Origin of the sequence: Yersinia aleksiciae, assembly GCF_001047675.1 — a bacterium.
Lineage (GTDB): Bacteria > Pseudomonadota > Gammaproteobacteria > Enterobacterales > Enterobacteriaceae > Yersinia > Yersinia aleksiciae.
The window spans coordinates 2614549-2641457 of the sequence record NZ_CP011975.1; the positions used below are offsets into that span (position 1 = coordinate 2614549).

The window sequence follows — 26909 nt, forward strand, 5'->3', positions numbered from 1 at the left end:
AAAATTTAAATTAAAATATGTTCAAATGTATTGGCTAAGCTGTTAGCGTAGTTATCAATGAATAAATAACATTTATGACGTCGTTTCTGAGTCGAGAGACCCAAAGAGCAATGATGAAAGAAAAATCGCTAGTCGCAGTAAAAGAAAAATCCATGTCGTCCAATGATGAATACAAATATCCGGGTAATAGCATGAGTGAAGAGGAACTGCTCGCTCGCATTGCGTGGTTTTATTATCACGATGGCTTAACACAAGGGGATATTGGCGAACTGCTGGGGCTGACCCGCTTGAAGGTCTCCAGATTGCTGGAGAAAGGCCGTCAGTCAGGGGTCATTCGGGTACAGATTAATTCGCGCTATGAAGGGTGTCTGGAACTGGAAAACCAGCTGCAACAGCATTTTGGCCTCAAGCATATCCGCATCCTGCCTTCGCTGGCTGATCTCAGCATCAGTAGCCGGCTGGGGATTGGCGCTGCACATTTATTGATGGCGCTGATACAACCGCAGCAACTCTTGGCGGTGGGTTTTGGTGAAACCACTATGTGCGCACTACAGCATTTGAGTGGCTTTATTGCCTCACAACAGGTTCGGCTGGTGACACTCTCTGGCGGCGTCGGCTCTTATATGACCGGCATTGGTCAGTTGGATGCGGCGTGTCAGGTCAGCATCATTCCAGCGCCATTGCGCGCTTCCAGCGCCAAGGTCGCCGACACTTTCCGCCAAGAGAACAGTGTCCGCGATGTGATGCTGGCAGCACGCGCCGCTGATGTCGCTGTCGTCGGTATTGGTTCGGTTAATCAGCAAAAAGAAGCCACCATTTTACGCTCGGGCTATATCGGTGAAGGTGAACAGCTGATGTTCAGCCGCAAAGGCGCGGTCGGCGATATCCTCGGCTACTTTATGCAGGCGGATGGCGCGTTGGTGCCGGATATGCAGATTCATCAGGAGTTAATTGGTATTTCACTGGCGGACCTGACCCACATCCCGACGGTCATTGGTGTCGCGGGTGGCGTTGAGAAATCGGAAGCGATAGTGGCCGCGTTGAAAGGGAAGTATGTCAATGCCCTCGTGACCGATGAGCTGACCGCCCGGACGATGATTAAATTGATTTGATTGGCTATGGCTTGCCAGCCTGAGATTGAGCTGTGCGCACCTAATCTGGCGGTGACAACCATGCCAAGGGTTTCAGCTATTCTCACCCGATTTTCTTTATGGCAGTAACGGACAAATGGCAGTAACGGACAGATGGCAGTAGAGGACGGATTTATTCACGAATTTATATAAAAACTCATCGAAGCTGAGGATCAAATAATGAATCAATGCTCATCGACTGACTACCTGATGGCACTGGATGCTGGCACTGGCAGTGTTCGGGCTGTGATCTTTGACCTTAACGGTAATCAGATCGCCGCCGGACAGGCTGAGTGGCTGCATCTGCCTGTGCCCGATGTCCCAGGGTCGATGGAGTTTGATTTAACCACTAATTGGAAGCTGACTTGTCAGTGTATCCGTCAGGCGCTGCATCAAGCCGGATTACCCGCCAGTGCTATCCGCGCCGTGGCGGCTTGTTCGATGCGCGAGGGCATTGTGCTCTACGATCGCAGCGGCAAACCTATCTGGGCCTGTGCCAATGTGGATGCCCGCGCCAGTCGCGAAGTCAGCGAGCTGAAAGAGCTGCATGATAACGGTTTTGAATTCGAGGTGTATCAGTGTTCCGGCCAGACGCTGGCTCTGAGCGCCATGCCGAGGCTATTGTGGTTGGCGCACTATCGCCCCGATATCTATCGTCAGGCGGGGACTCTGACCATGATCAGCGACTGGCTGGCCAATATGCTCAGTGGCGAACTGGCGGTCGACCCCTCCAATGCCGGCACCACTGGCATGTTGGATTTAGTCACCCGCAATTGGCAACCCAACTTGCTGGAGATGGCGGGGTTACGTGCCGATATCTTATCGCCAGTCAAAGAGACGGGTACCTTGCTTGGCCATGTCACGGCGCAAGCCGCCGAAGAGTGTGGTTTGTTGGTGGGCACGCCGGTGGTGATGGGCGGCGGTGACGTGCAGCTCGGCTGCTTAGGGCTGGGGGTGGTGAAACCGGGACAAACGGCAGTATTAGGCGGCACCTTCTGGCAGCAGGTGGTTAACTTGCCACAGCCGATTATCGATCCCAATATGAATACGCGGATTAACCCACATGTCATTCCCGGCATGGTGCAAGCGGAATCCATCAGCTTCTTTACTGGCCTGACCATGCGCTGGTTCCGCGATGCATTTTGCGCAGAAGAGAAATTACTGGCACAGCGGCTGGGTATTGATACTTACAGTTTGCTGGAAGATATGGCAGCACGGGTACCGGCTGGTGCTTACGGGGTGATGCCGATTTTCTCTGATGTCATGCGCTTTAAGTCTTGGTATCACGCGGCACCCTCTTTTATTAACCTCTCCCTCGACCCTGAAAAATGCAATAAAGCCACCTTATTCCGCGCATTGGAAGAGAATGCCGCGATAGTCTCGGCCTGCAATTTGGCACAAATCGCGGAGTTCTCTGGGGTCAAAGTCTCCTCGGTGGTCTTTGCGGGCGGCGGTTCAAAAGGCAAACTGTGGAGCCAAATTTTGGCCGATGTGACCGGTATTCCCGTTCGCGTGCCGGTGGTGAAAGAAGCTACCGCCTTGGGCTGTGCCATCGCAGCAGGGGTCGGTGTCGGGCTTTATGACGCGCTGGATACCACCGGTGAACGGTTAGTCCGCTGGGAGCGGGAGTTCACGCCAAACACCGAGCATCAAGCGCTCTATCAGGCGGCCAAAATCAATTGGCAAGCGGTGTATACCGATCAGCTGACGCTGGTGGATAGTGGGTTGACGACGTCCTTATGGAAAGCACCGGGAATTAAATAAACGATTGCCATGCAGTAAACGGCTGATATAGCATTATTGCCCCCTTTCGTTGCCGATGATGGCGCATCCTATGATGAATACATCAAATAAGACAGAATCGCCTAACGGGCAACTTTCCGCTCCTGTTCACTCCGGAACCCATTTACCGGAGATGTTGCGGGAGAAAAGCAATATTCAGCGCATTTTGGTCATAAAGTTACGCCATTTTGGCGATGTTCTCTTAACGACCCCACTCTTGAGTACGTTAAAAGCCAACTACCCACAGGCAAAAATTGATGTGCTGCTGTATGGCGGAACGCAGGAGATGCTGCGGGAGAACAGCACCGTCAATCATGCGTTTATTGTCGATCGTGGCCTCAAACATGCGGGCTTAACAGCACAAATCAGTGGCGAAAAAGCCCTGTTTTCCGCTTTGAAAGCGCACCATTATGATTTGATTCTCAACTTATCCGATCAATGGCGAGCCGCCGCTTATTGCCGCTTACTAAAACCGGGCTTCAGTATTGGCTTTCACTATCCCAAGCGGGACACCTGGCTATGGCGCTACTGCCACTCCACCCTCGTTGATATCCCTCATGCCGCCGAACGGCATACGGTGCTCAATAATCTCGACATCCTCGCGCCACTGCAACTGACCGACATCATCACTGATGTCACCATGTCATATGGCCCACAGGATATTGAGCGGGTAAAACAGCTGTGCCAACAGCGCAATATCAACGATTACATCTTGATTCAGCCTTCAGCCCGCTGGAAATTCAAAACTTGGGCCAGTGAATCATTCAGTCAATTGATTAACCATCTCACTGAACAAGGTGAAACGGTATTACTGACTGGCGGCAAAGACCAAGCTGAACTGGACTATATCGCCGAAATCATTGCAGGATGTGCGCAACCAGACAACGTCATCAATCTATCGGGCCTCTTGGCGCTGCCAGAACTGGCGGTATTGATTGATAACGCGAAGCTATTCATTGGTGTCGATTCAGTCGCAATGCATATGGCCGCGGCTTTACAAACTCCCGCCGTGGTGCTGTTTGGCCCTAGCAACCTTAACCAATGGCATCCGTGGCAGGCTCCGCACACCTTGTTATGGGCCGGACACTACCGAACTCTGCCACACCCTAATGAGATAGATACCGACACCACCGACCGTTATCTGAACGCCATTCCGGTTAACGAGGTAATAGATGCTGTGGATTCCTGGCGAGTGCCAAAGGAAATTAATGCATAATCCACTTTGTTTTCCCCCAACCAGCCTGAGCTGAGAAAATTATGACCACTTTATCACCGGCAAATCCGGTTAATCGTCGCAGTGAAACGCTGTGTAGTGTCGCTGCATTACTGTTGGGTATTGGTATATCAACAAATAATCAGCTGATGAATATTTCATTGGTGTTGATTGTTATTTGTTTGATTATTAAAAGAAAAACGCTTGATATTAAATCGTTCTTAACTAGCCCATTGGTCTATCTGCCTGCTGCGATGTTTGCACTGCTGGCGCTATCGTTGCTGTATCAGCACAATAGCTATGGCCCTGAGATGGTCGGGAAATATAAGAAACTCCTTTATGTGCTGCCACTGGCGCTGTTCTTTGTGCATCAGCCACGATTAATCAAACTGTTTTGTACCGGCTTTCTGGTCGCCAATGCGGTGATATTGGCTGGATCTCTGACGGTAGGGGTTTTACATATTCCGTTAAGCGGCGTCGATCCGACCAATCCAACTATCTTTAAACTGCAAATTACCCAAAACTTCTTTATGGCACTGGCGGCACTGTTCTGGTTAGCTCTGGCGTTCCAGAACCAGGGCTGGAAACGCTGGGGTTACGGTCTACTGGTCGTCGCCGCCAGCTACAGTATTTTGTTCTTGGTACTGGGTAGAACCGGTTATGTGGCGCTAGTGGTCGGTTTAGGTGTGTGGCTATTCTTCTCACTGGGCAATCGTCAGCGGTTAACCTTAGTGGTGCTCGGTATCGTGGCTTTCACGGCTTTGGTCTTTATTCCCAATAAAGCGACTGACCGTATCGTGCTGGGCGTCAATGAAATAAAAGTGTGTGTTGCCGCTCCATCAAGTGATGCCTATGAGGCTTGTAGTTCCTCAATGGGGCAGCGCTCTGCGTTTGCGATTGAGGCTGCTCGGTTGATTAAGGATGCCCCAATTTTAGGCCACGGTGCGGGCGGATTTTATTACGGAAACCCAGAGACCGGTTATTCCGTTAATAACCCACATAATGAATATATTATCGAAATGGTTCATTCAGGTGTGATTGGTTTGCTGATCTTCCTGGCGTGGATTGTCTGTTGTTACCGCGTGATTTGGCAACAAACACCGCTGCTGCGTAATGTGCTGCTGGCGGTATTGACCAGCTATATGGCGTGTAACTTCTTTAACTCATTCCTGTTGGATTCGTCTGAAGGTCATCTGTTTATGATATTCGTGGCGATTCTAGCGGGTTATTCAGTCGCAGGTACTCAGCAAGTATCGGATAAGCGGCTGACCGAATAGCGCAAAATTCTCACAAACATGACAGGCTAAACAACGGCTCCTAAATGGGAGCCGTTTTTCGTTGTATTCTTCGAAATGTCATTAGTGTTAAGACGACCAAGATAATTCATACATTATTTTTAGTATTAACTTCCTACAAATTTATCTGATATTTCAACATGCAATATCAGACATTTCTAATATCACTGTAAAAATGGCATTCCATCCCATTTTATAAAAAGAAAAATGCGATAGATATGTGTAGTCATTACCTAATTATGGCGAGCAAGAAGGTGGCTAAATGAAGGCGATAAATGTGAGCCAATAGAGAGTTTTAATAAGATATGGCCTATTTTTTTACAGAGATATCCAGTTATTAACTAATTGAAAAATATGAATATTAACTCTGTAATTATTAAGGTCTAATTATTAAGCCTAGACCATTAATGTATGGCTGGCAAGTTGGCCCGCATTCTTATCGCCTCTATATTATTGGCTGAATTGGCATCCAAGATTTATCTTAAATGACACTTTTAATAAAAATAGATATCTATGCTAATAAAATAGCTTTAATGCAGTGAATTAATCTGGTTGGTGGTTTTTTAGATGGACAAAATGATGATTTGGGTCACTATTAAGATATTCTGATGTATGTGATACTTTTTTTCAATAATTTACATATTTTAATCTTTGGTCTACTTTCTCGACGTTATGCAATAATTTTAAAGGAAGCTATGATAACTATGTATTTATATTGATAAGTGGGTCCGGGCGAATCTGTTTGTGGGATAAACAGAATTTACATTTAACTTAATTTATCCAACGTCACTGAGATCATCATGGCCAATTCATCTGCGAATAAATTATCTTTACCGGCCCTAACCTCATTAGTGGTCGGGTCAATGATCGGGGCGGGTATATTTTCATTACCAGCGACATTTGGACGAGCTACGGGTGGGTTTGGTGCTCTTATTGCCTGGTGTATTGCCGGCGGTGGTATGTTAATGCTGGCTTTTGTTTTTCAAACATTGGCGCAGCGTAAACCTAATCTTGATTCCGGTGTATTCATTTACGCCAAAGAGGGCTTCGGCGATTATCTGGGTTTTGCCTCCGCATTAGGTTTTTGGGCAGGGACTTGTATTGGTAACGTCTCTTACTTCGTTCTGATCAAATCAACGCTAGGGGCATTCTTCCCGATATTCGGTGATGGTAATACCATTCCTGCCGTATTAGTCGCCTCCGTTATTTTATGGGGATTCCATATCCTGATATTGCGGGGCGTTAAAGAAGCGGCTGCCATTAATACCATTGCCACCTTCGCAAAAATAATTCCTATCTTCATTTTTGTTATCGTGCTGATTTTTGCCTTTAAAGGTGATGTGTTCGCACTGAACTTCTGGGGCACACCTGATGTCGTTAAAAGTGTGGATTTGTCCCACCTGAATGATTATGGCTATGTGGGTCATGCTGCCGCAGTCATGGCTCCGGCGGTTGAGCCTGAATCTCTCTTCTCCCAAGTGCGTAGCACCATGTTAGTCACCGTCTTTGTCTTCTTGGGCATCGAAGGGGCAAGCGTCTATTCACGTTATGCCAAAGAGCGTAGCCACGTAGGTATCGCCACCGTTCTCGGTTTCATTGGTGTGCTGTGTCTGTTGGTGCTGATTACCATGTTGTCTTACGGTGTACTGCTGCGCCCTGATCTGGCGGCACTACGTCAGCCATCAATGGCCGGTGTACTGGAAGCCATAGTGGGCCGCTGGGGGGCAATCTTCATCAGTATTGGCCTGATTATCTCAGTATTGGGAGCTTATTTATCTTGGTCACTGTTGGCAGCAGAAGTGCTGTTCTCTGCGGCTAAGAGTAAAAGTATGCCAAAAGTTTTCGGGACTGAAAACAGCAATGCGGTACCTTCCGCAGCTGTTTGGCTGACCAATATCTTTATTCAAGTGTTCTTAATTCTGACACTGTTTACCGATTATGCTTTCCAATTGGCGTTGGAATTAACCAGCTCATTAACCCTGATTCCTTATTTATTGGTCGGGGCTTACGGGTTAAAACTGGCATGGACGGGCGAGACCTACGAAACCAACAAACGGGGTCACAGAAAAGACTTAATTTTTGCCCTCATTGCAACTTTCTACTCTGCTCTCATGATTTACGCAGGTGGCATGAAGTATTTGCTGCTGTCGGCCATTATTTACGGCCCAGGCACCATTTTGTATCTGATTGCCAAACGTGAACAGCATCAAAAAGCCTTTAATAGCTACGAAAGAATACTGTTTATTGTTCTGATTGTTGCTGCGGTTGCCGCGATATATAGCATCGCCACCGGTATTATCACCATATAATTAATTGGAGTTCTTATGTCAGATAAAGCTAAGAAAGCTCACGCCAAGACCAAGTTTGGCGTTCACTCTGAAGTCGGGCAACTGCATAAAGTGATGGTGTGCGCTCCTGGCCGCGCCCATAACCGCCTGACCCCCAGTAATTGTGATGAATTATTATTTGATGATGTGCTGTGGGTAGAGAGAGCCAAGCGCGACCACTTCGATTTTATGACCAAAATGCGCGAACGTGGTGTCGATGTGGTTGAGATGCACAATCTACTGGCCGAAACCGTGGCAATTCCGGCGGCGAAAAAGTGGATTCTGGATCAGCAAATTGTCCCTAATGAAGTGTCACTGGGCATTCTGCATGAAACTCGTAGCTATCTGGAGAGTCTGGAACCGCGCGTATTAGCTGAAGTGCTGATTGGCGGCTTATCTACCACTGAGCTGCATAATGACGGTAAATGCGACAAAGAAGAGCTGAAGCTGATTCGCGAAGCGGTGGGCATTACTGAATACCTGCTGCCACCACTGCCCAATACCCTCTACACCCGTGACACCACCTGCTGGATCTACGGCGGTGTAACACTGAACCCTCTGTATTGGCCGGCGCGTCACGAAGAGACCATCCTGACCTCCGCTATCTATAAATTCCACCCAGATTTTGGCGACGCCAATGTGAAAGTGTGGTGGGGTGACCCGACACAGCATCATGGCTCCGCCACATTGGAAGGCGGCGATGTGATGCCAATCGGCAATAAAACAGTGTTAATCGGCATGAGTGAGCGCACCTCGCATCAGGCGATCACTCAGTTGGCACAATCCCTGTTTAAAAATAGCGAAGGGCAGGTGGAGCGAGTCATGATTGCTGCCATGCCTAAACTGCGTGCCGCCATGCACTTGGATACGGTGTTCACTTTCTGCGACCGCGATGTGGTGACGTTGTATCCGGCGATTGTTAATCAGATTCAAACCTTCTCACTGCGCCCAGACAACGGCCCGACCGGCATCAAGTTAAGCCGCGATAAAGGCACCTTTGTTGAAGCGGTGGCCGGTGCATTGAACCTGAAAAAACTGCGTGTGGTTGAGACCGAAGGTAACGATTACGACACCGAACGTCAGCAGTGGGACAGCGGCAATAACATGGTCGCACTCTCACCGGGTGTGGTGCTGGCTTATGACCGCAACACAAAAACCAATACCCAGCTACGTAAAGAAGGGGTGGAAGTGATTGAGATTGTGGGCAGCGAATTGGGCCGTGGGCGCGGGGGCGGTCACTGCATGACTTGTCCGATTATCCGCGATGCCGTTGATTACTAATATCCTTCGCCCTTGACGTTGCAGAGTCGTCAGTTGCAACGTCAATAGGGTTTTGGTCATCGAGTTGGATTGCGCTTAAAAAAATAGCCGATGGTGAGTAGCTGCGCAGCGCTATCTTGCTATCGGCATTTTACTGTTGAAATGTGATGCACTGAGATGAAAAGGATTTTCGATTGAAATAGGTTTATGGCGTCTGTTTTTTGCTGATAGTGACACTGACAACACTGTTTACCCTCCAAAACAGCGGTTCGGTTAACTTATCTTTACTTTTCACGTAAATAACACTACCCATTTCGGTGCAAATTGTGCTGATCTACTTTTAGGAATATTTACAGGGGGATTATTAATCACACTGATATATCCGTCATACTTTAAGCTGCATGTGCGTTGGCTGCTTTCGTTCACCCCAGTCACTGACTTGAGTCGGCTTCTGGGGATTTGCGCAATTATCGCCTTCCTGCAACGCGAATTATTTAGGGTATAAAACGCTGGTGCGCCGTCTGTCACAGACAAAGTAGCCCAGAAAACAGATAAAAAAAGTGTGAATAACTAATCTGCAATAATTTTTAAAATCTGACTCAATGAGATCTTATAGTGAAGATAAAAACAATAGTCACTCTGCTAGTAACGTTTCTACTCGCGGCCTGCGACAGAACTCCCCCTGAAGTCGTAGAAAGTGTACGTCCGGTAAAGATATTTATCGTCGAAGACAGCGGACAAAATGGGACTCGATATTTCCCCGCACGGCTACAAGCTGGCGATGAAACCCAACTCTCCTTTAAACGCAGTGGGCAGCTGCAACAACTGCTGGTGCGTGAAGGTGAGCAGGTGAAGAAAGGCCAAGTTATCGCCAGACTGAACGACACTGATCTCAACTTACGTGTTCGCGATCGCCAATCAACCTTTAATCTGGCGCGTGATCAATTCAACCGTTTCAATACCTTGCAAGGCCAACGTGCTGTCTCTCGTGCCGAATTAGATGTTCGTCGCGCTGAGATGGAATCTGCCCGTGCAGGTCTGGAAATTGCACAAAAAGAACTCAGCGATGCGACCATCACCGCACCCTTTGATGGCATTATCGCCAATGTCACGGCCCGTAACCATCAGGTGATGGCCCCAGGTCAGGCGGTGGCAACATTAAGTGCACTGGACACACTGGATGTGGTGTTTAGTGTGCCAGAGCGCCTGTTTACCACGCTGGACATCAGCAATCGCAACTACAAGCCAACGGTATTGCTCAATCATATGCCAGGGCGCGAATTTATTGCTGAATATAAAGAACATACCACTTCGACCAGCTCCGCCTCGCAGACCTTCCAGGTCACACTGACCATGAAGCGCCCGGCTGATATGCCGCTGCTTTCGGGTATCAGTGGTCGGGTCAGAATCAACTCCGGTACTTTGGCTGGCACTGACCATCCGACCATTGTGGTGCCGGTAGAAGCCGTATTTAACCCTGACAGCGCCCAGCTAAATGATGCGCGCGTCTGGGTCATCAAAAATGATGATGGTCAGATGCACGTGGAAGAACGCAAAGTGCAGGTAGGCCAATTGACAGCGAACGGTATTCAAGTGACTTCCGGCCTGGCTGATGGCGAACAGATCGTCGCCGCAGGCACCGGTGAACTTCGCCCAAATCAAGTCGTCCGGGCTTGGGTTCGTGAGCGAGGTCTCTGATGAAAGTTCTTGATAATTTTATCAGTAATAACACCCGTATCTGGCTAACGATTCTGTTGCTGGGTATTGGTGGTGTTATTGCCTATCTCAATATAGGTAGGCTGGAAGATCCGGCTTTTACCATCAAAACGGCGGTGGTTGTCACCCGCTATGATGGTGCCTCGGCGCAACAAGTTGAGGAGGAGGTCACGCTGCCACTGGAGAATGCCATTCAGGAGCTATCCTATGTTGATGACGTGACCTCGATCTCCAGTGCTGGCTTATCGCAAATCACCATCAATATCCGCGCACAATACGGTGCGAATGAGTTACCGCAAATCTGGGATGAATTGCGGCGCAAAATCAATGATAACAGTGTGCGTTTACCTCCGGGTGCCAGTGCGCCGATGGTCAACGACGACTTTGGCGATGTCTACGGCTTCTTCTTCTCGCTAACTGGCGATGGCTACAGTAATCAGGATCTGCGCAATTTTGCCGAACAACTGCGCCGTGAACTGGTACTGGTGCCGGGGGTCGGTAAAGTGGGCATCGTGGGGATTCTGCCGGAAGAAGTGCAGGTGGAGATCTCTCGTGCTCAGATGACCGCTGCTGGTATCACGCCACAACAATTATCCGACTTACTGGCCCGCCAAAACGTGGTGTCCGATGCCGGTCAGCTACAGGTCGGCAGTGAGTCGATTCGTTTGCATCCGACCGGTGAATTCCAAAGCGTACAAGAGCTGGGAAATCTATTAGTCAGCCAGCCGGGCAGCCCAAAAAGCGTCTATCTGCGTGATATCGCGACGGTAACGCAGGGCTTCGGTCATTCGCCGACCAATATCTATCGTGCTAACGGTAAGCCCGCGCTGGCCTTGGGGATCTCCTTTGCCCCGAACGTCAACGTAGTGAATGTGGGTAATGCCATCAAAGCCCGACTGGCACAGCTCGAAGGTGAGCGCCCGTCAGGTATGCACATCAACGTGTTCTACGACCAATCTCATGAAGTGGAAGGGGCGGTTAACGGCTTTATCCTTAACTTCCTGTTGGCGCTGTTGATTGTTGTTGTCACTCTGCTGATCTTCATGGGGGTACGCAGCGGCGTAGTGATTGCCATCTCACTGGCGCTTAACGTACTCGGCACCTTGCTGATTATGTGGCTGTTCAATATCGAGCTACAGCGAGTGTCGCTAGGGGCGTTGATTATCGCGCTCAGTATGTTGGTGGATAACGCCATTGTGGTAGTGGAAGGCGTGGTGGTGGGTCGCCAGCGAGGTGAAAGCCTCTCGACGGCCATCGGCAATGTGGTGAAGCGCTCAATGATGCCGCTGCTCGGGGCGACAGTCATCGCGATTCTGGCCTTTGCACCTATTGGCCTGTCCAATGATGCGACCGGTGAATATTGTAAATCGCTATTCCAGGTGCTGCTGATCTCGCTGATGTTGAGCTGGATTACCGCGCTGACACTGACGCCAGTCTTCTCCAAATGGGCATTTCAGGGCCAAAAACCGGCGAAAGAGGAAGCCGACAAACCGGCCAAGCAACCTTATGATGGCTGGTTATTCCGCTACTACCGCATCATCCTGAATAAGTTACTGCAACACCGCAGTATCACTTTAGTGTTGCTGGCGGCACTGCTGGTGGCCTCGGTGGTGGGTTTTGGTCATGTTCGCCAAAGCTTCTTCCCGCCATCGAACACCCCAATCTTCTTCGTGGATATCTGGCTACCGTACGGCACAGATATCGGCTATACCGAAGATGTTGCGGCCAAAGTTGAGCAATATATCAAACAGCAGAAAGGCGTCGAGGACACCATGGCGACCATTGGTCAGGGTGCGATGCGCTTTATGCTGACCTACAATGCCCAACGCCACTACCCGAACTATGCGCAGGTGATGGTTCGTGCCGAACAGCTGGACCAAATACCGGGCTTGGTGAGTGAAATCGAGTCCTACATGCATGACGAATACCCGCAGGTTGACGCGCAGATCAAGCGCATCATGTTCGGGCCGTCAAACAACAGCTCTATCGAAGCCCGCTTTATTGGGCCGGACCCAGATGTGCTGCGGACTTTGGCTGCTCAAGCGGAGAAAGCGATCATTGCTGATCCGATGTCCGATGGAGCAAGGCATGACTGGCAGGATCGTAGCAAAATGATCCGGCCACAATTCTCCGATTATCTCGGCCGTGAACTGGGCGTGGATAAACGCGAGGTTGATGGCACATTACGCATGAGTTTTGGCGGCCTACCGGTCGGGCTATACCGTGATGGTACCCGCTTGATGCCGATTGTCCTGCGCACACCAGACTCAGAGCGGCTCAATGCTGAACGGCTCAACGACGTGATGGTGTGGAGTCAAGCGCGACAAGCCTTTATCCCGATCGACAACGTGGTCACCAGTTTTGAAACCGAGTGGGAAGATCCGCTGATTATGCGCCTGGATCGTAAACGCACACTGACGGTTCAGACTGACCCGACTCAACAGGGCGGCGAAACCTCTTCCGAGTTGTTGCAGCGCATCAAACCGGGCGTTGACGCGATTCAACTGCCACGCGGCTATGAACTGGAATGGGGCGGTGACTACGAAAGTACCAAGGAAGCGCAACGGGGCATTTTCATCAGTCTACCTATCGCATTCCTGATTATGTTTGTGGTGACAGTATTGATGTTCAGTTCAGTGCGTAACGCGCTGGCGATCTGGTTGACTGTCCCGTTGGCATTAATCGGCGTGACCTTTGGCTTCTTGCTCACCGGTATCCCGTTTGGCTTTATGGCCTTGCTGGGGCTGCTCAGTCTAAGCGGCATGTTGATACGTAACGGCATTGTGTTGGTGGAAGAGATTGGCTTACAGCGGCAGGAAAAACCGCTACGCGAGGCCATTATCGATGCTTCTACCGCCCGTCTGCGACCTATCATGCTGACCGCATTTACCACCGTACTGGGGCTGGCACCGCTGCTAAGCGATGCTTTCTTCCAAAGTATGGCGGTGGTGATTATGTTCGGTCTGGGCTTTGCAACCGTGCTGACATTACTGGTGCTGCCAGTGATTTACAGCAGCATGAATCCGGAACCTAAAGAAAAGACGCATGATGAGCCGGTCAGCGAATAACCGCTAGCATCGCGTTAGAACCACCTAAAGCTGCCCTTCGGGGCGGCTAATGAGATGGGCACTTCCACCCAACAACATCGTAATCATCTTTTATGACTATCATCAGCGACTGACGTCTTTTTATACCTAAAATCCAGCCCCGCAAGCTTGAACCCGTCATCCCCCTTTGATAAGCGCACGTTATTTGAATGTGAGCATTTATAATTCTGTGCGCCACTTCTCTTCCTGCCCCTACGCGGTACTCCGCACGTTCCAATATGAAACCTCACTCAGGCAACCACGTTCCATAATGGAACGTTTTCGCTAACGATTCTCAGCCTATTTTTTGCGCTTATAGTAATGACAGTTTCATTAATTAATCTAAAAATCATTCATTATTGCCTTAACTCTTACGCTACAGGAGCAAGATATGCTGAAAGTCATTCAATCTCCGTCTAAATATATCCAAGGTGCCAATGCATTACAGTCCATTGGTGAGTTTGCTAAGTTACTGGCTAATAAATATTTTATCATCGCCGATGATTTTGTCATGAAGCTGACGGCGGATACAGTCAGTTCCAGCTTGCATGGCAGTGAGTTGGAAAACCACTTTAGCCGCTTTAACGGTGAATGCTCTCGTCAGGAAATTGAACGCCTGACAGTTGAGCTGAAAAAGCATCACTGCAATGGGGTGATTGGTATTGGTGGCGGGAAAACCCTCGATACGGCTAAAGCCATTGCTCACTATCAGCATATCCCCGTCATTGTGGTGCCGACCATTGCCTCAACCGACGCACCGACCAGTGCGTTGTCAGTGATTTATACCGAACAAGGCGAGTTTGCCGAGTACCTGATATACCCGAAAAACCCCGATATCGTGCTGATGGATTCAGCCATTATCGCCAAAGCGCCGGTGCGTTTGTTGATCTCAGGGATGGGCGATGCACTCTCCACTTACTTTGAAGCGCAAGCTTGTTTTGATGCCAAAGCCATCAGCATGGCGGGGGGCGCATCCACCTTGGCGGCCGTCACCTTAGCTCGCTTGTGTTACGAAACCCTGCTGGCAGAAGGCTACAAAGCCAAACTGGCAGTAGAAGCGGGAGTGGTCACTGAAGCGGTGGAACGCATCATCGAAGCCAATACTTATCTGAGTGGTATCGGTTTTGAAAGCAGTGGTCTGGCAGCCGCTCACGCTATTCACAACGGTTTCACGGTATTAGAAGAGTGCCACCACCTCTATCACGGTGAGAAAGTGGCGTTCGGTACGCTGACACAACTCGTGTTACAAAACAGCAGCATGGAAGAGATCGAAACCGTGCTCTCATTCTGTCAGCAACTGGGTCTGCCAATTACATTGGCTGAAATGGGTGTCACACAGGATATCGAACGCAAAATTCAGGCTGTGGCACAGGCCAGTTGCGCGGAAGGTGAAACCATCCACAACATGCCGTTTGCCGTGACACCAGACAGCGTTTATGCCGCAATTATTGTGGCTGACAGCTTGGGCCAGGCGTTTCTTAACTAAACTGTTCGACAAGCCAGTTGATTGATAGACAGGCAAGTTAACTGACTGAGTCTGCCGGTGCCCCTCATCATCGGCAGCTCTGTTCTCCAGCCATTCCCGTTCGCGGAGTATAAAATGAAAAAATTAATTAACAGCGTAGAGAGTGTGTTACAGGAACAAATTCAGGGGCTCGTTGAGGCTCATCCTGAGCTGAAATTGCATCAGGAACCGCTTTTTATTACTCGAGCAGATGCGCCCGTTATGGGCAAAGTTGCCTTGATGTCCGGTGGTGGCAGTGGTCATGAACCGATGCATTGTGGTTTTATCGGCGAAGGCATGCTGGACGGCGCCTGCCCCGGCGAGATTTTCACCTCGCCAACCCCAGATCAAATGTATGCATGCGGCCAAGCCATTGATGGTGGGCAGGGTGTGCTGATGCTGATTAAGAATTACACCGGCGACATTCTCAATTTTGAAACTGCCGCCGAACTGCTGCATGCCGATGGCACGGCGGTCGCGACATTAGTGATTGATGATGATGTGGCGGTTAAAGATAGCCTTTATACCGCTGGGCGACGTGGAGTGGCGAATACCGTCATTATTGAGAAATTACTTGGTGCCGCGGCGGTTCGTGGTGATTCATTGGATGAATGTGCCGCACTCGGCCAGAAAATTAATAATCAGGGCCACTCTATCGGCATCGCGCTTGGCGCTTGTACCGTGCCAGCGGCGGGTAAACCCTCATTTACGCTGGCTGAAAATGAGATGGAATTTGGGGTTGGCATTCATGGCGAACCTGGGATTGAACGGCGGCCATTTACCTCTCTAAATGACACCGTTGATGCCATGTTCCAGACTCTGATTGAGCACGGTAGCTATCAGCGCACTTTACGCCATTGGGATCGACAAGCTGGCGTCTGGTGTGAGACTTGCCAAAGTAAGCAGCCACTGGCAAAAGGCGATCGGGTGATTGTGCTGGTGAATAATCTGGGGGCTACCCCCCTGTCAGAGCTTTATGGGGTTTGGCATCGACTGGCTGCTTGCTGCGCAGATTTTGGTTTGATCATTGAACGTAAGCTGATTGGTTCCTATTGCACCTCACTGGATATGCAGGGGATGTCGATTACGATGCTGAAAGTGGATGATGAGTTGTTGGGGTTGTGGGACGCGCCAGTAAATACACCCGCCCTTTAAAATCTATTAGGCATAATCAGCACTCTTTTATGTGAAAATTTTTATAAAACAACAATGTGCCTGGAGAACATCATGGGACTCACCAAACAACAAATTGTCAGTTGGTTACAGCTTTGCGCTGAGGTTTTCAGTGAACAACGCGATTTTCTGACGCAGTTAGATACCGAAATCGGCGACGGTGACCACGGCCTGAATATGAATCGCGGCTTTAATAAAGTGGTCGAAAAGTTACCCTCTTTTGCCGACAAAGACATTGGTTTTATCCTGAAAAATACCGGCATGACCCTGCTTTCAAGTGTCGGGGGAGCCAGTGGCCCGCTGTTCGGCACCTTCTTTATCCGCGCCGCGCAGAGCACCAATGCTAAGCAGAGTTTGGATCTGGCAGCCCTGTGCCAGATGTTCAAAGATGGTGTTGAAGGGGTGGTGATGCGCGGTAAAGCTGAGCCGGGTGATAAAACCATGTGTGATGTTTGGTGGGCAGTGGTCGCGCAACTTGAGCAGGCAAATCAGCAAGGTGTGCCGCTGGTCGATGCTTTGCAACAGACGGTTGATCGCGCCCAGCAAGCACTGGCTGGGACTATCACCATGCAGGCCCGCAAGGGGCGCGCCAGCTATCTTGGCGAACGCAGCATTGGCCATCAAGACCCAGGGGCGACATCAGCCATGCTGATGATGCAGGCGTTATGGCAGGTTGCCAGCCATTAATGTGGCGCAACCGACACCTTTATCAGGAGGAAAGATGGTCAATCTCGTTGTAGTTTCTCATAGCGCGCTGCTGGCTCAGGGTGTGGCCGAACTGGCACAGCAAATGACACAAGGGGGCTGCCAGCTGGCGGTTGCCGCCGGTGTAGACGACCTAGATCATCCGATTGGCACGGATGCCATTAAAGTGATGGAAGCCATTGAATCGGTTTATACCCCATCGGGTGTGCTGGTATTGATGGATTTAGGCAGTGCCTTGCTCAGTGCAGAAACCGCACTTGAGCTATTGGATCCCGACATCGCGCAGCACGTGCAACTCTGCGCCGCACCACTGGTTGAAGGGACGCTGGCCGCAGTGGTAGCAGCATCATCTGGCGCTTCACTGGCCGATGTTCGCACTGAAGCCATGGGGGCGCTGACGGCTAAGGCCGCGCAGTTAGGGGAAAGTGTCGCGGAACCTGTCAGTAGCGCGGTGGCTAAATCAGCACCAGATGCCCAGAGTGTCAGTTGGGTGGTACGCAATCCCAATGGTTTACATGTGCGGCCTGCGGCTAAATTGGTCGAAGTCTTGGCCCCTTTCGCCGCTGATTTACTGCTGGAGAAGAATGGGCAGTGCGTCAATCCACGCAGCCTGAATCAACTGGCGATTTTGCAAGTGCGTAAGGGCGATACCATCCGATTGCTCGCCAGTGGTCCGCAAGCCGGTGAAGCGCTGGATGCCTTTATGCAGCTGGCTCAACAGCACTTTGGTGAGTCGGTGACGACAACCAGCGACAGTGGATTCACGGGTGTAATGGTTCCTCGCCGGGCAATTAGTGCACCACTGTTGCAGTGGCTACCCGCAGTCCCAGTATTTTTGCCGCGCACCATCAATGCCGGACAAATTGCAAATGAGCAGCAGCGGTTACACCAAGCTTTAGCGCAAACAACGGAAGATTTGCAACAATTGATGCGGCTGGCAGAACAGCAGATCAGCGCTGAGGCCGCGGCGATCTTCAATGCTCACGGGATGTTGATCGATGATGAAGAACTGCATCAGGCGATGGATGCACGGATCGTGAGTCAGCTCGTCTGTGCTGAATCCGCGTTACAGGATGAACTGCTGGCGATGGTGGCAGATTATTTAGCGCTAGATGATGAATATTTACGCGTCCGTGAACTGGATATCCGCGATATTCTCAATCGCGCATTAGGCCACCTGACGGGGCTACCACCGGTTCCACTTTCAGTTGATGGCGAAATTATATTATTAGCGGAAGAGTTGTTGCCATCCCAGATGATTGGGCTAAATCCCGAACAGGTAAAAGGTCTCTGTTTAAGTAAAGGGCATATTATGTCTCATAGTGCTATTTTGGCGAAAGAGCTGGATATTCCCATGCTCGTCGGTGCCGTGGGTTGCCTTGAGGCGAGCCGTAATGGGCAAATCGCTTTACTAGATACTGCACTTGGGGTATTGAAACTCCAGTAAGAAATAACCGCCAATATAGTCAATTCAATAGGCAGTCCAGCATCAATCAAGGGCTGCTATTTGAGGGATTAGACATGCCAGTGGTGCCAAAATTTGTTTTTTCCACTGATACTGAGTTTTTATTCGTGTTGCACCGGCCCGCCGAATTTTATCTATTTCAACTTCAGATAATTGGCAAATCTGATGTATCACTTCTGCCAGATTTTCTGCATCTCCAGCAATATGCCGATATCCATCAATACCTTGCTCGATTTGCTCACTTAGTCCTCCCGAGTCGGCAACAATTAACAAAGCTCCCTGCTCTCTGGCTAACCACCGCGCTTCCATGGGAATTAACCCATTGGGTTCATTCTCGGCAGAAAGCACACAAACACGGGTGTTGCGCCATTGAATAAGGCACGCCATAAGTTCTCGATCGAACGAATTTATGATTGAGGGTTGTATTGTGAGCTGGCTGGCTAATAGCGATAATTCAGGCAAAACAGGGGCGCTGACAATAACCGGATGAATGTCATTACCCAGATAACAGCTCGCTTTGAGTAATAAATCGTGGCGCTTGTAAGGCACTCCTCGTCCGAGAGTTATGGCTAATGGGCGTTCCAGTGGTATTCCATGGCGCGACAGTGTGTGGCTAATCTCCTGATCACTGCGAATCCGAAACCAAGAGTCGTCGATATTAATCCCTGCATAAACAGGTACAAATGATTGCGGGTCCGCACCGTACTCTGTCACTAAATGTGCAGCCATAAACTGGCTAATCTGGCCGAGTTTGATATTCGAATCGATCTTGGCCCAGTGGATAGGTAATGATTCTGCCATCAGACGTTCTGGATTAGGCAGTGGCATTTCATGATTAAATGCAGTGCCATGAGAGATATAGATAATTTTTAAATTTACGTTTTCCATCGCTGCATGCAGACGCGCAATTAAAGGGGTAAACGAGAAGGGGATCTCATGACAAAAAGCCAAAGTGATATCATAATCTGCGCTGATATCCATAATTTTTGCTGCCCCTGCGGCAGAGGATATTTGCCAGTTTTGTAAGTTACCAAGAAAAGCATCACCATAAGGCCATGAACAACCCGCTTCTTTCCCCTGAGTCATATTGGGTAGAGTAGAAAAAGTGCCCCCCATCTTGTTAATCTGGTTGATATGGTGGGCGCGACAATTCTTATCAAAGAAAACATGATATCTGCTATAGGCAATCTCAATAAAATGAGGTTCCAGAATAATATTATTATCAGCCAACAAATCAATAATATCAGGCAATGCTTGAATCTGCCCTCGAATATAAGAACCTACGCCACCCACGAACAGTTGAATGCCTTCAGTGGCTAAATGAATAACACCAATTTTCAGTTTTTTTGTTTCGTTATCCGATAACCTATTACCCGACATAAAAACCTCATGTTTTTATCACGTCATATGATTAATAGCCTGATTTTTCCGGTGTCATCAAGTCGGTCTTTTCTTGGCTATCCTGTAATTATTGATAAACAATAGATCTAAACCGCAGCTTAAAAATAAATTGATGGCGTCACCGGGGGTTTCAACGATAGGCATCCCTTTGGTATTTAAAGAAGTATTCAGCAGGATCGGTATTCTAGTCTCTGCAAAAAAAGACGTTATCAATTTATGGAATTTTTTATTGATTTCCTTTTTGACCGTCTGCACACGCGCACTGCCATCGACATGGACAATTGAGGGTAAATCAGGTTGATATTGCGCTTTGACATAGGCGATAAATAACATGTAATCACTGTCATGATTTAACTCGAAATAATCATGCACTTTTTCGTGTAAAACCGCTGGTGCAAAAGGTCGAAAGTCCTCTCGGTACTTCACATTAGCATTAATATGATCTCTCATATGTGCACTGCGGGGATCGGCCAAAATACTTCTATTGCCTAAGGCGCGAGGTCCAAATTCAGACTCCCCCTGAAACCAGGCAATAACATTGCCAGCCGCAATGGATTTAGCCGCAACAGTTTCAATGTCATCATAATAACTGTACTCGATACTCGCGGCATGCTCCTCAACTGCTTGCGCGACAGTGATATCGTCATAGATTTTACCAAAATAGGTTGAACCCGAATGCCTTACCCGCTCTTTTTTCAGTACCTCTGACCAACCATAATAACAACAACCGATAGACAGCCCATTGTCACCCGCCGCAGGTTGAATATAGAGATCTTCAAAATTACATCCTTTTATCAGCTTTTCATTCGCAGTGGCATTTAAGGCCACCCCCCCAGCATAAGCAAAATTCTTCATTGGATGAAGATGATAGTAATAATCAAACAGATAGAATAACGCTTCCTCAAGTTTAGATTGTGCCCAATAGGCCAGATCTGAATAGTATTGGAAATTATCCTTAAAATGAGTCGGGCTGGTATTGAGCAGTGGATCGATATTCGCCCACCAATCATTACGCAGTACAATTTTGCCCGCGTCAAAAAAGAAGGGTTGCCAATCAATAATATGAGGTCTGCCGTAAGGGGCCAGCCCCATCAATTTACCCGCGCAATCTAACTCGCCAAAAATATACTGCGCGATCCCTTCATAGAACTCACCAATAGAGTTCTCTATCTCCCAGGTTGAAACAGGGTAGTTGCTGCGGTCCTTTCGATTAACCCAGCGGGAAAAGTCTTTGCATATGGGCGTCATCTTGCCATTTTGATAAACATAGTAGCTACAGGTTTCCCAGTAGCGATAATGGTTATTAATATGAATGCTGTTTGCGGCGTCAATATTCTCAGTGATGTCATTACAGCTATCTAAACTGCCGCCATGTCCATCAATCACCACCACGCCCATCTCATCAAAAGGTGATGTCCCTACGGCACTATAAGCATGCGCTAAGTGATGAGAAATACTCACAGTAGGTACCATTGGGGGTAAGGCTCTATTTTTTCTCTTTTCTAATTGCTCGCAAAAGAGTGGATTATAAGAGTTTTGTTCTACGATTAGTGAGAGGTCATGATATTCAATACCCGCGGCATCTAAGCAGTATTGGATAGTCGCATTATCATTAAAACCATCATGTTTTACTCTGGATAATCTTTCTTTCTCGATGGCAACGATAATCTCTCCGTCTTTCATTAAACAGGTTGAACCATCATGAGATAAGGCCGTGCCGAGAATGTAAATGGGTTTGCACATAATTAATATCCTTATTTATTATCGCATTAGTCTAAAATATAGGCGAGCCGGCGGGATAGGGCGAGTGTCGTTAACGATGGGTTAGCGGCACCAGGTCGCGAGAAGGTACTCGGCCCAATGGCATATAAGTTATTGATATGATTAAACTCATGTTTTTCATTCAATATTTCTCCCAGAGGAAGGGTGCTGCTTTCATGGTTCTCTGTTCCAAGCGGACTTATCCATGTTGCAGGGATATTATAATTAACGACTCTTGATGGAGAGTGAAGCTCATAATAGACATCCCCCATCGTTCTGGCATGGACACTAAAACCACTATCAAAAACTAAAGGAGAAAAGGGTGTATTAATTTTTTGGCAGATTTCATGCCAAAACATATTTAATTCATCTTGCTCTTTATGGATTAATATATTGTCTTCATTACTGAGATGGCATGAAATTGACAACGGAATAGCTTCATCATGGTTCTCCACCTTGATATACCCATCAACCGATGGAATCTGTTCACCCATGGCCCAAACTTCTAATTCAACGCCAAATTTTGATTGGCTAAGTGTAAAGAACAGATTGAATCGTTCGCCTGACAGACTGCGACTAAAAAAGAGAGTATCGGGGTGCTTTTCAATTAATGCCTTGAACATTGCAGGCACGGTGTGGGACTCAAGCGTCACATTAAATCCCTGTACGATATGATCAACAAGGCCGGTCATTTTCTTCTCTATCAAATGCCCTGAATCATAAAGTACCTGTGCGGATAAACGTGAGTTTTCAATGGTGCCCAAGGCGAGAATACACTTATCGGCTAATACGTGATGTATCTCATTTGATTCAATATTTCGTAATTTAGCGCCAATGCAGTGCCCATTTTTAATCATAATCGCGATAGCTTCATATCCCGAAATAATGGGCGGGCGACATTCTGATGGGTCAGCTTCGTTCCAGTAGGATAAGGGTGAATAGGCTTCCCAGCGGTCAGATGACCCCATATTACGGGTGGCCTGAGGTGTGACTTTAAATTCAAAATCAGCAAACATAAATGAGTCGTCAGCATGATAACTTTTCTCGGCCCATGCCAATATTTCAGACTGTACTTGAGTATAGAGTGAGGGGCCACCTAACCAATCCTCAGTGAGATCTTTGACAATCTGTGAAGGCCAAAATTTAAGGGCATCGGCTTCTATTGGCAGAATCACGCCATGCCAATAGAGTGATCTGCCGCCTACTCTTCGACGGAGACAGCTCCCTTTTGAGAAGTGAGGTTCACTTAGCGATCGCCATGATCGGAAGGCGTATTGATCTGACTCCTCATTCTTCCAGAATTTATCGGCATGCTGATATTCGTCACCTGCATTTATATGGCGACAATCGGTCATTGGCCCCACGTCAATAACGACAATATTCTCAACTGCTCGATGATTTAAATGCTTGGCTAACTCCAAACCTGACATCCCACCGCCGAGAATTAAAATGTTTATTTCAGAGGGGATATTATTCAGTCTATTAGTATCTATAATATTCATTACCTCTCCTTTAATAGTCAGTGTTTTTCCTGAAAATTATTTTTTACTGAAACTATGTGGCATTACTGCAATTGATATATAAATTTTTCCCATGGACCTTGAGGGAATTTTGTTTGAACAAGCTGCTTATTATGAGCTAATAAATTTTTAATCTTCTCTTCTCCAGCCGCATGCTGGTGCATCCACTCAAACAACTGCTGCGCAGCATCCCTTGGATGATTTGGAATTACTTTTATATGATGATATCCAGTACCATAGAACTCGGTGAAGGCTGAATACGGCGTCACTGCGCAGGGAAGTTCGGCAATGGCAGCAAGAGCGGGGCCTAAACCAACACTTTCGACGTTTTCTACATTAGGCGTAAATAAAACCGCCCCAGACAAAGCATGACAAATAGTCAGTAAGTCTATTTCATCTAAATGCCACTTATTATCGTTGTCTCTATAAGTTTGCAACGGGACTTCATCCAGGAAAATAATTTCATTCGTAAGATTGAGGTGTTCTACCTGTGCTTTTAACTCAGATGCATACTCGGGATCTTCATTCATATTGCCGAATATCAGTAACTTTGGTGCGCATAGTGTTTTCTCTTGATAAATATTAATTAGTTCATTAAATACGCTTATTGAGATTTCGATCCCTTTGACTCTGAATACCCGAACAGGAACAATAACAACAGTTGAACCTTGCGATATATTATATTGGCTTAAAAATGCAATATGCGCCTCTTTGAGGCCAGATAATTCAATTGTTGGCAATATGTTTGGGATAACATCGGGCTTAATCTTTGTTGGGTAGTGACTGCTCTCATTTGCCAGTGCTTCAGAGGCGACTATCCATTTAGTATAAGCATTATCTTGGGGGATCGGTGTCAATGGATTTGGCTCTTTCGGGTATAATCTCTCTTCATTTTCATAAATGGCATAACTGCCAAAGAGGTCATGATCCCAGAAGATAATGCCGCCATCATCTTTTCTACCCCAATATTTTTTTGCGGCGTTATGGAGTGCAAGGCTAACCGGTGCCGCATCAGAAAGCGTTAGATTTAATGCAAATACCCAATCAACTGTATTATTTTCAAACCAATGAATAAAGTAATCTTTATATAACCCAGAAATTGAAGTTATTTTCTCCTTAACATCATTAATCTCTGTGCTTGTCAATAAATCATATTTTGCAATCTGACATCTGATATTTGAAAAGTTATTCTCGTGAATATCATTACAGGTTGAATATTGATGAATAGAGCTGGTTTTCATCCATGTTGGATAATGCGATTTCTCACTGCCGTTCGGGAAAAAGTGTTTTTTATCCGGCCGCCATGAAAACCCTAAATCTGCTGGTATTTCGTTAATAATGATATTATTTTTTATGGCTATCTCTGCTACATTTCTAAATATGGTTAGCAGCCCACTCGTTGGAAGTCCATCTCCTGATATAATAGCCCACTTCATTTTTTTCATTATCTATCTCCAGAGGTTAACTGTCTAATTGACTCAATTTCCCGGATAGGATATTGATTAACAATAAAATAAATAAGCAGCCGACAAGTATTGCCACTAGTGCGGCTCTTAATGATGTGCTGTCTGCCAGCATACCGAGTAGAGGCGGGGTGAGCAGCAGACCAATTCTTGATGTCCAAGTGGCGAAGGTGATCCCGTTGGTGGCATTGATATTCGGTAGTTGACCAATAAATGAGATTATTAATGGGAAGACAACTGATATTCCCAATCCTATTAATGAAAAACCGAGTACTGTAAAAACAGCGGAAGAAATACTGATTACAGTTAACACGCCCAATGCAGCAATGATGACCCCACATTTTAATATGATTATCTTACCAAATTTGTTGGTGAAATAATCACCAAAAATACGACCAATAACCATACATATTTGACAACCTAAATAGGGCAAGCCGGAAACAGTTGCTGAGACAGCATAATAGTCCTTCATGTAGATTGCGCCCCAGATACTTGCTGTTTCTTCTATGCCGCATGTGAATACAAGTAAAATTAATGCAATGATGTACAGTTGGTTTTCTGAGTAACTTATATTCCCTTTAATATTTCCACGAATAAATATTTCACTTTGTGTTTTCTCACTTCTAAAAAATACAATATAAGCCATTAACATTATTGAGTTTATTAAAAGTACGATGATGTTAAATTTCGCCATTGAGAGGCCAATGCCAATTGCAGATACGGCAATTAACCCCCCCCAAATTGTGCCAATACTGCCTGCACCATGAAATCGATTAATAAGGCTCTGCCCCGATAATTTTTGTACATTAATGGCCTGCACATTGATACAGGTATCACCCCAAGAGTCAAAAACACCAAATAGAAAAAGCGTTAGTGTTATTCCATACCATGATGATGAAAAAGGGACTATTGATATACAAATAATTAAAAATAGAAAAGTTATATTTGTTGCCCAGTATAATCCGATTAAGTTTATAAATTTTTTAGAGAGTAAACCAAAAGTAATAGAGCCTGCTGGAATCGCTGATACCATGATCCCAACCATAGAGTTACTTAGCTCAAAGCGCTCCTTTATTTCAGGAAGCCAAGGGACTAAGCTCGCATAGACCATCCCATGAATGAAAAAAAGGAGTGATAATATTATGCTTTGTTTCTTCTGCGGACTTTCAATATTCATTAGTTTAGTTTCGAATAATGTTATATTTACGCTATGTAGTTGAAATCAAAACCGAGTATGTTCCGATAACCAATTTTTATTGAGGGTTCTCTTAGTGTTATCGGCGTAACTTGGTGCCAAATTGTCGAGTTCTTATCAATATGGAATAATCCCTCACCTGGTTCTAATGTATGCGATTTAATAAACCCCTTTTTTTCAGCACAATAGAGCTGACTGATTCCGCCTTCAATGTTGTATTTATCAATAACGAGTGCGGATACGATATAGTCGCTTCCATCCTGATGTAAGCCTTCAGGTGAGTTACAAACTGAAGGTGTTGAGCCATCAATAAGTAGAGACATCTGATGACAGGTGACTTCAATTTTTGTTGGTTTTTTTTGGGGTTCACATTCAGATATTATCGCCACGAAGTTTTTAATTAGCGCTTTCAATATAGGCGAGTGACGTGTCGCCAGCGCCATGGGGGGGAACTTTCGGATTAATTGCCTTAAATCTAATGGGTGGTCAGCCCGCTGAGTAAAGCCGATTGATTCGAGTAGGTCAATATTATTCACTTCCCATTGATTATTAATATGCTCAGCGATAAATCGACTCATGCTCCTTTTCCTAAAGGGCTTATAGGCATAAAATTTTTTTCTAGCAACATCTGATAGCCTTGATATCAAATTTTGGATATGTTTTGGCGCTAATTGATTATCAAGGTAGTGTTGTGCCTCCTGTAAAATGACATCTTTATCTTCAGGGTAGAGCTCTATTAATAGTTTTAATTGAGATATTTTTATATCATTTACATCCCAGATTAATAATTCAAATGGCATCTCGTTTTTAATTGATTCTGTCTTTATTCCAAACTCATCTGTATTAAATTTAATTATTTTATACTTTAATTGCATGGCGAAAATATCCTATTAAAATAGTGTGTTATTTATTT

The 26909-nt window shown here is 46.9% G+C and carries 18 protein-coding genes and 1 pseudogene; 13 read left to right on the forward strand and 6 right to left on the reverse strand.

Going from position 1 to position 26909, the window contains the following annotated elements:
• Positions 1-110 precede the first annotated feature (110 nt).
• The 13 genes and pseudogenes from lsrR (at position 111) to dhaM (ending at position 18638) form a co-directional block, all read left to right on the forward strand.
• Positions 111-1112, forward strand: coding sequence for a transcriptional regulator LsrR (gene lsrR, locus ACZ76_RS11850; RefSeq protein ID WP_172684433.1), 1002 nt, complete (start codon positions 111-113; stop codon positions 1110-1112).
• Positions 1113-1310: 198 nt separating this feature from the next.
• Entirely contained in the window at positions 1311-2894 is a 1584-nt protein-coding gene (lsrK, locus tag ACZ76_RS11855) for an autoinducer-2 kinase (protein WP_048619109.1), read from the forward strand.
• 70 nt (positions 2895-2964) lie between these two features.
• Complete coding sequence (gene rfaQ, locus ACZ76_RS11860; protein WP_048619110.1) at positions 2965-4128, forward strand: putative lipopolysaccharide heptosyltransferase III; 1164 nt, start codon at positions 2965-2967, stop codon at positions 4126-4128.
• Positions 4129-4169: 41 nt separating this feature from the next.
• A complete protein-coding gene (locus ACZ76_RS11865) occupies positions 4170-5402 on the forward strand; it encodes an O-antigen ligase family protein (RefSeq protein ID WP_048619111.1) in 1233 nt (410 codons plus the stop codon).
• 818 nt (positions 5403-6220) lie between these two features.
• A complete protein-coding gene (locus ACZ76_RS11870) occupies positions 6221-7729 on the forward strand; it encodes an amino acid permease (protein WP_048619112.1) in 1509 nt (502 codons plus the stop codon).
• Positions 7730-7744: 15 nt separating this feature from the next.
• On the forward strand, positions 7745-9028 hold the full coding sequence (gene arcA, locus ACZ76_RS11875; protein ID WP_048619113.1) for an arginine deiminase: 1284 nt from the start codon (positions 7745-7747) through the stop codon (positions 9026-9028).
• 209 nt (positions 9029-9237) lie between these two features.
• Positions 9238-9386: pseudogene (locus ACZ76_RS18455) on the forward strand (LapA family protein); the annotation flags it as partial.
• Positions 9387-9622: 236 nt separating this feature from the next.
• A complete protein-coding gene (locus ACZ76_RS11880) occupies positions 9623-10705 on the forward strand; it encodes an efflux RND transporter periplasmic adaptor subunit (protein WP_048619114.1) in 1083 nt (360 codons plus the stop codon).
• Complete coding sequence (locus ACZ76_RS11885) at positions 10705-13791, forward strand: efflux RND transporter permease subunit (RefSeq protein ID WP_048619115.1); 3087 nt, start codon at positions 10705-10707, stop codon at positions 13789-13791. The genes ACZ76_RS11880 and ACZ76_RS11885 overlap by 1 nt, the downstream gene beginning before the upstream one ends.
• Before the next feature lie 409 nt (positions 13792-14200).
• Positions 14201-15295 carry a glycerol dehydrogenase gene (locus ACZ76_RS11890; protein WP_048619116.1) on the forward strand — a complete coding sequence of 365 codons (1095 nt, stop codon included), beginning with the start codon at positions 14201-14203 and terminating at the stop codon, positions 15293-15295.
• A gap of 114 nt (positions 15296-15409) precedes the next feature.
• Complete coding sequence (gene dhaK / locus ACZ76_RS11895; protein ID WP_048619117.1) at positions 15410-16468, forward strand: dihydroxyacetone kinase subunit DhaK; 1059 nt, start codon at positions 15410-15412, stop codon at positions 16466-16468.
• A gap of 72 nt (positions 16469-16540) precedes the next feature.
• Positions 16541-17173, forward strand: a complete 633-nt coding sequence (gene dhaL, locus ACZ76_RS11900) for a dihydroxyacetone kinase subunit DhaL (protein WP_048619118.1) — start codon at positions 16541-16543, stop codon at positions 17171-17173.
• A 34-nt stretch (positions 17174-17207) separates the two neighbouring features.
• A complete protein-coding gene (dhaM, locus tag ACZ76_RS11905) occupies positions 17208-18638 on the forward strand; it encodes a dihydroxyacetone kinase phosphoryl donor subunit DhaM (protein WP_048619119.1) in 1431 nt (476 codons plus the stop codon).
• A gap of 42 nt (positions 18639-18680) precedes the next feature.
• On the opposite strand, the gene ACZ76_RS11910 is transcribed toward dhaM, so the two are convergent.
• From ACZ76_RS11910 to ACZ76_RS11935, 6 genes are all read right to left on the reverse strand, one after another.
• Complete coding sequence (locus ACZ76_RS11910) at positions 18681-20036, reverse strand: glycosyltransferase family 4 protein (RefSeq protein WP_080987248.1); 1356 nt, start codon at positions 20034-20036, stop codon at positions 18681-18683.
• Between the two features lie 57 nt (positions 20037-20093).
• Positions 20094-21800 (reverse strand): carbamoyltransferase family protein, encoded by a 1707-nt coding sequence (locus ACZ76_RS11915; RefSeq protein WP_048619120.1) that lies wholly within the window; start codon positions 21798-21800, stop codon positions 20094-20096.
• A 26-nt stretch (positions 21801-21826) separates the two neighbouring features.
• Positions 21827-23320 (reverse strand): hypothetical protein, encoded by a 1494-nt coding sequence (locus ACZ76_RS11920; RefSeq protein ID WP_048619121.1) that lies wholly within the window; start codon positions 23318-23320, stop codon positions 21827-21829.
• A gap of 62 nt (positions 23321-23382) precedes the next feature.
• A complete protein-coding gene (locus ACZ76_RS11925; protein WP_048619122.1) occupies positions 23383-24783 on the reverse strand; it encodes a glycosyltransferase family protein in 1401 nt (466 codons plus the stop codon).
• A gap of 16 nt (positions 24784-24799) precedes the next feature.
• Positions 24800-25978, reverse strand: a complete 1179-nt coding sequence (locus ACZ76_RS11930) for an MFS transporter (protein WP_048619123.1) — start codon at positions 25976-25978, stop codon at positions 24800-24802.
• Between the two features lie 26 nt (positions 25979-26004).
• Positions 26005-26871: a 2OG-Fe dioxygenase family protein gene (locus ACZ76_RS11935; RefSeq protein ID WP_048619124.1), complete on the reverse strand. Its 867-nt coding sequence runs from the start codon at positions 26869-26871 to the stop codon at positions 26005-26007.
• Positions 26872-26909: the final 38 nt, after the last annotated feature.

Bases quoted from the DNA above. Each gene is read 5' to 3' on its own strand.
- ACZ76_RS11910 (WP_080987248.1), bottom strand. From the start codon at position 20,036: ATGTCGGGTAATAGGTTATCGGATAACGAAACAAAAAAACTGAAAATT.
- ACZ76_RS11920 (WP_048619121.1), bottom strand. From the start codon at position 23,320: ATGAATATTATAGATACTAATAGACTGAATAATATCCCCTCTGAAATA.
- ACZ76_RS11865 (WP_048619111.1), top strand. From the start codon at position 4,170: ATGACCACTTTATCACCGGCAAATCCGGTTAATCGTCGCAGTGAAACG.
- ACZ76_RS11885 (WP_048619115.1), top strand. From the start codon at position 10,705: ATGAAAGTTCTTGATAATTTTATCAGTAATAACACCCGTATCTGGCTA.
- lsrR (WP_172684433.1), top strand. From the start codon at position 111: ATGATGAAAGAAAAATCGCTAGTCGCAGTAAAAGAAAAATCCATGTCG.
- dhaK (WP_048619117.1), top strand. From the start codon at position 15,410: ATGAAAAAATTAATTAACAGCGTAGAGAGTGTGTTACAGGAACAAATT.
- ACZ76_RS11925 (WP_048619122.1), bottom strand. From the start codon at position 24,783: ATGAAAAAAATGAAGTGGGCTATTATATCAGGAGATGGACTTCCAACG.
- dhaL (WP_048619118.1), top strand. From the start codon at position 16,541: ATGGGACTCACCAAACAACAAATTGTCAGTTGGTTACAGCTTTGCGCT.
- lsrK (WP_048619109.1), top strand. From the start codon at position 1,311: ATGAATCAATGCTCATCGACTGACTACCTGATGGCACTGGATGCTGGC.
- ACZ76_RS11870 (WP_048619112.1), top strand. From the start codon at position 6,221: ATGGCCAATTCATCTGCGAATAAATTATCTTTACCGGCCCTAACCTCA.
- rfaQ (WP_048619110.1), top strand. From the start codon at position 2,965: ATGATGAATACATCAAATAAGACAGAATCGCCTAACGGGCAACTTTCC.
- ACZ76_RS11915 (WP_048619120.1), bottom strand. From the start codon at position 21,800: ATGTGCAAACCCATTTACATTCTCGGCACGGCCTTATCTCATGATGGT.
- ACZ76_RS11935 (WP_048619124.1), bottom strand. From the start codon at position 26,871: ATGCAATTAAAGTATAAAATAATTAAATTTAATACAGATGAGTTTGGA.
- arcA (WP_048619113.1), top strand. From the start codon at position 7,745: ATGTCAGATAAAGCTAAGAAAGCTCACGCCAAGACCAAGTTTGGCGTT.
- ACZ76_RS11930 (WP_048619123.1), bottom strand. From the start codon at position 25,978: ATGAATATTGAAAGTCCGCAGAAGAAACAAAGCATAATATTATCACTC.
- ACZ76_RS11890 (WP_048619116.1), top strand. From the start codon at position 14,201: ATGCTGAAAGTCATTCAATCTCCGTCTAAATATATCCAAGGTGCCAAT.
- dhaM (WP_048619119.1), top strand. From the start codon at position 17,208: ATGGTCAATCTCGTTGTAGTTTCTCATAGCGCGCTGCTGGCTCAGGGT.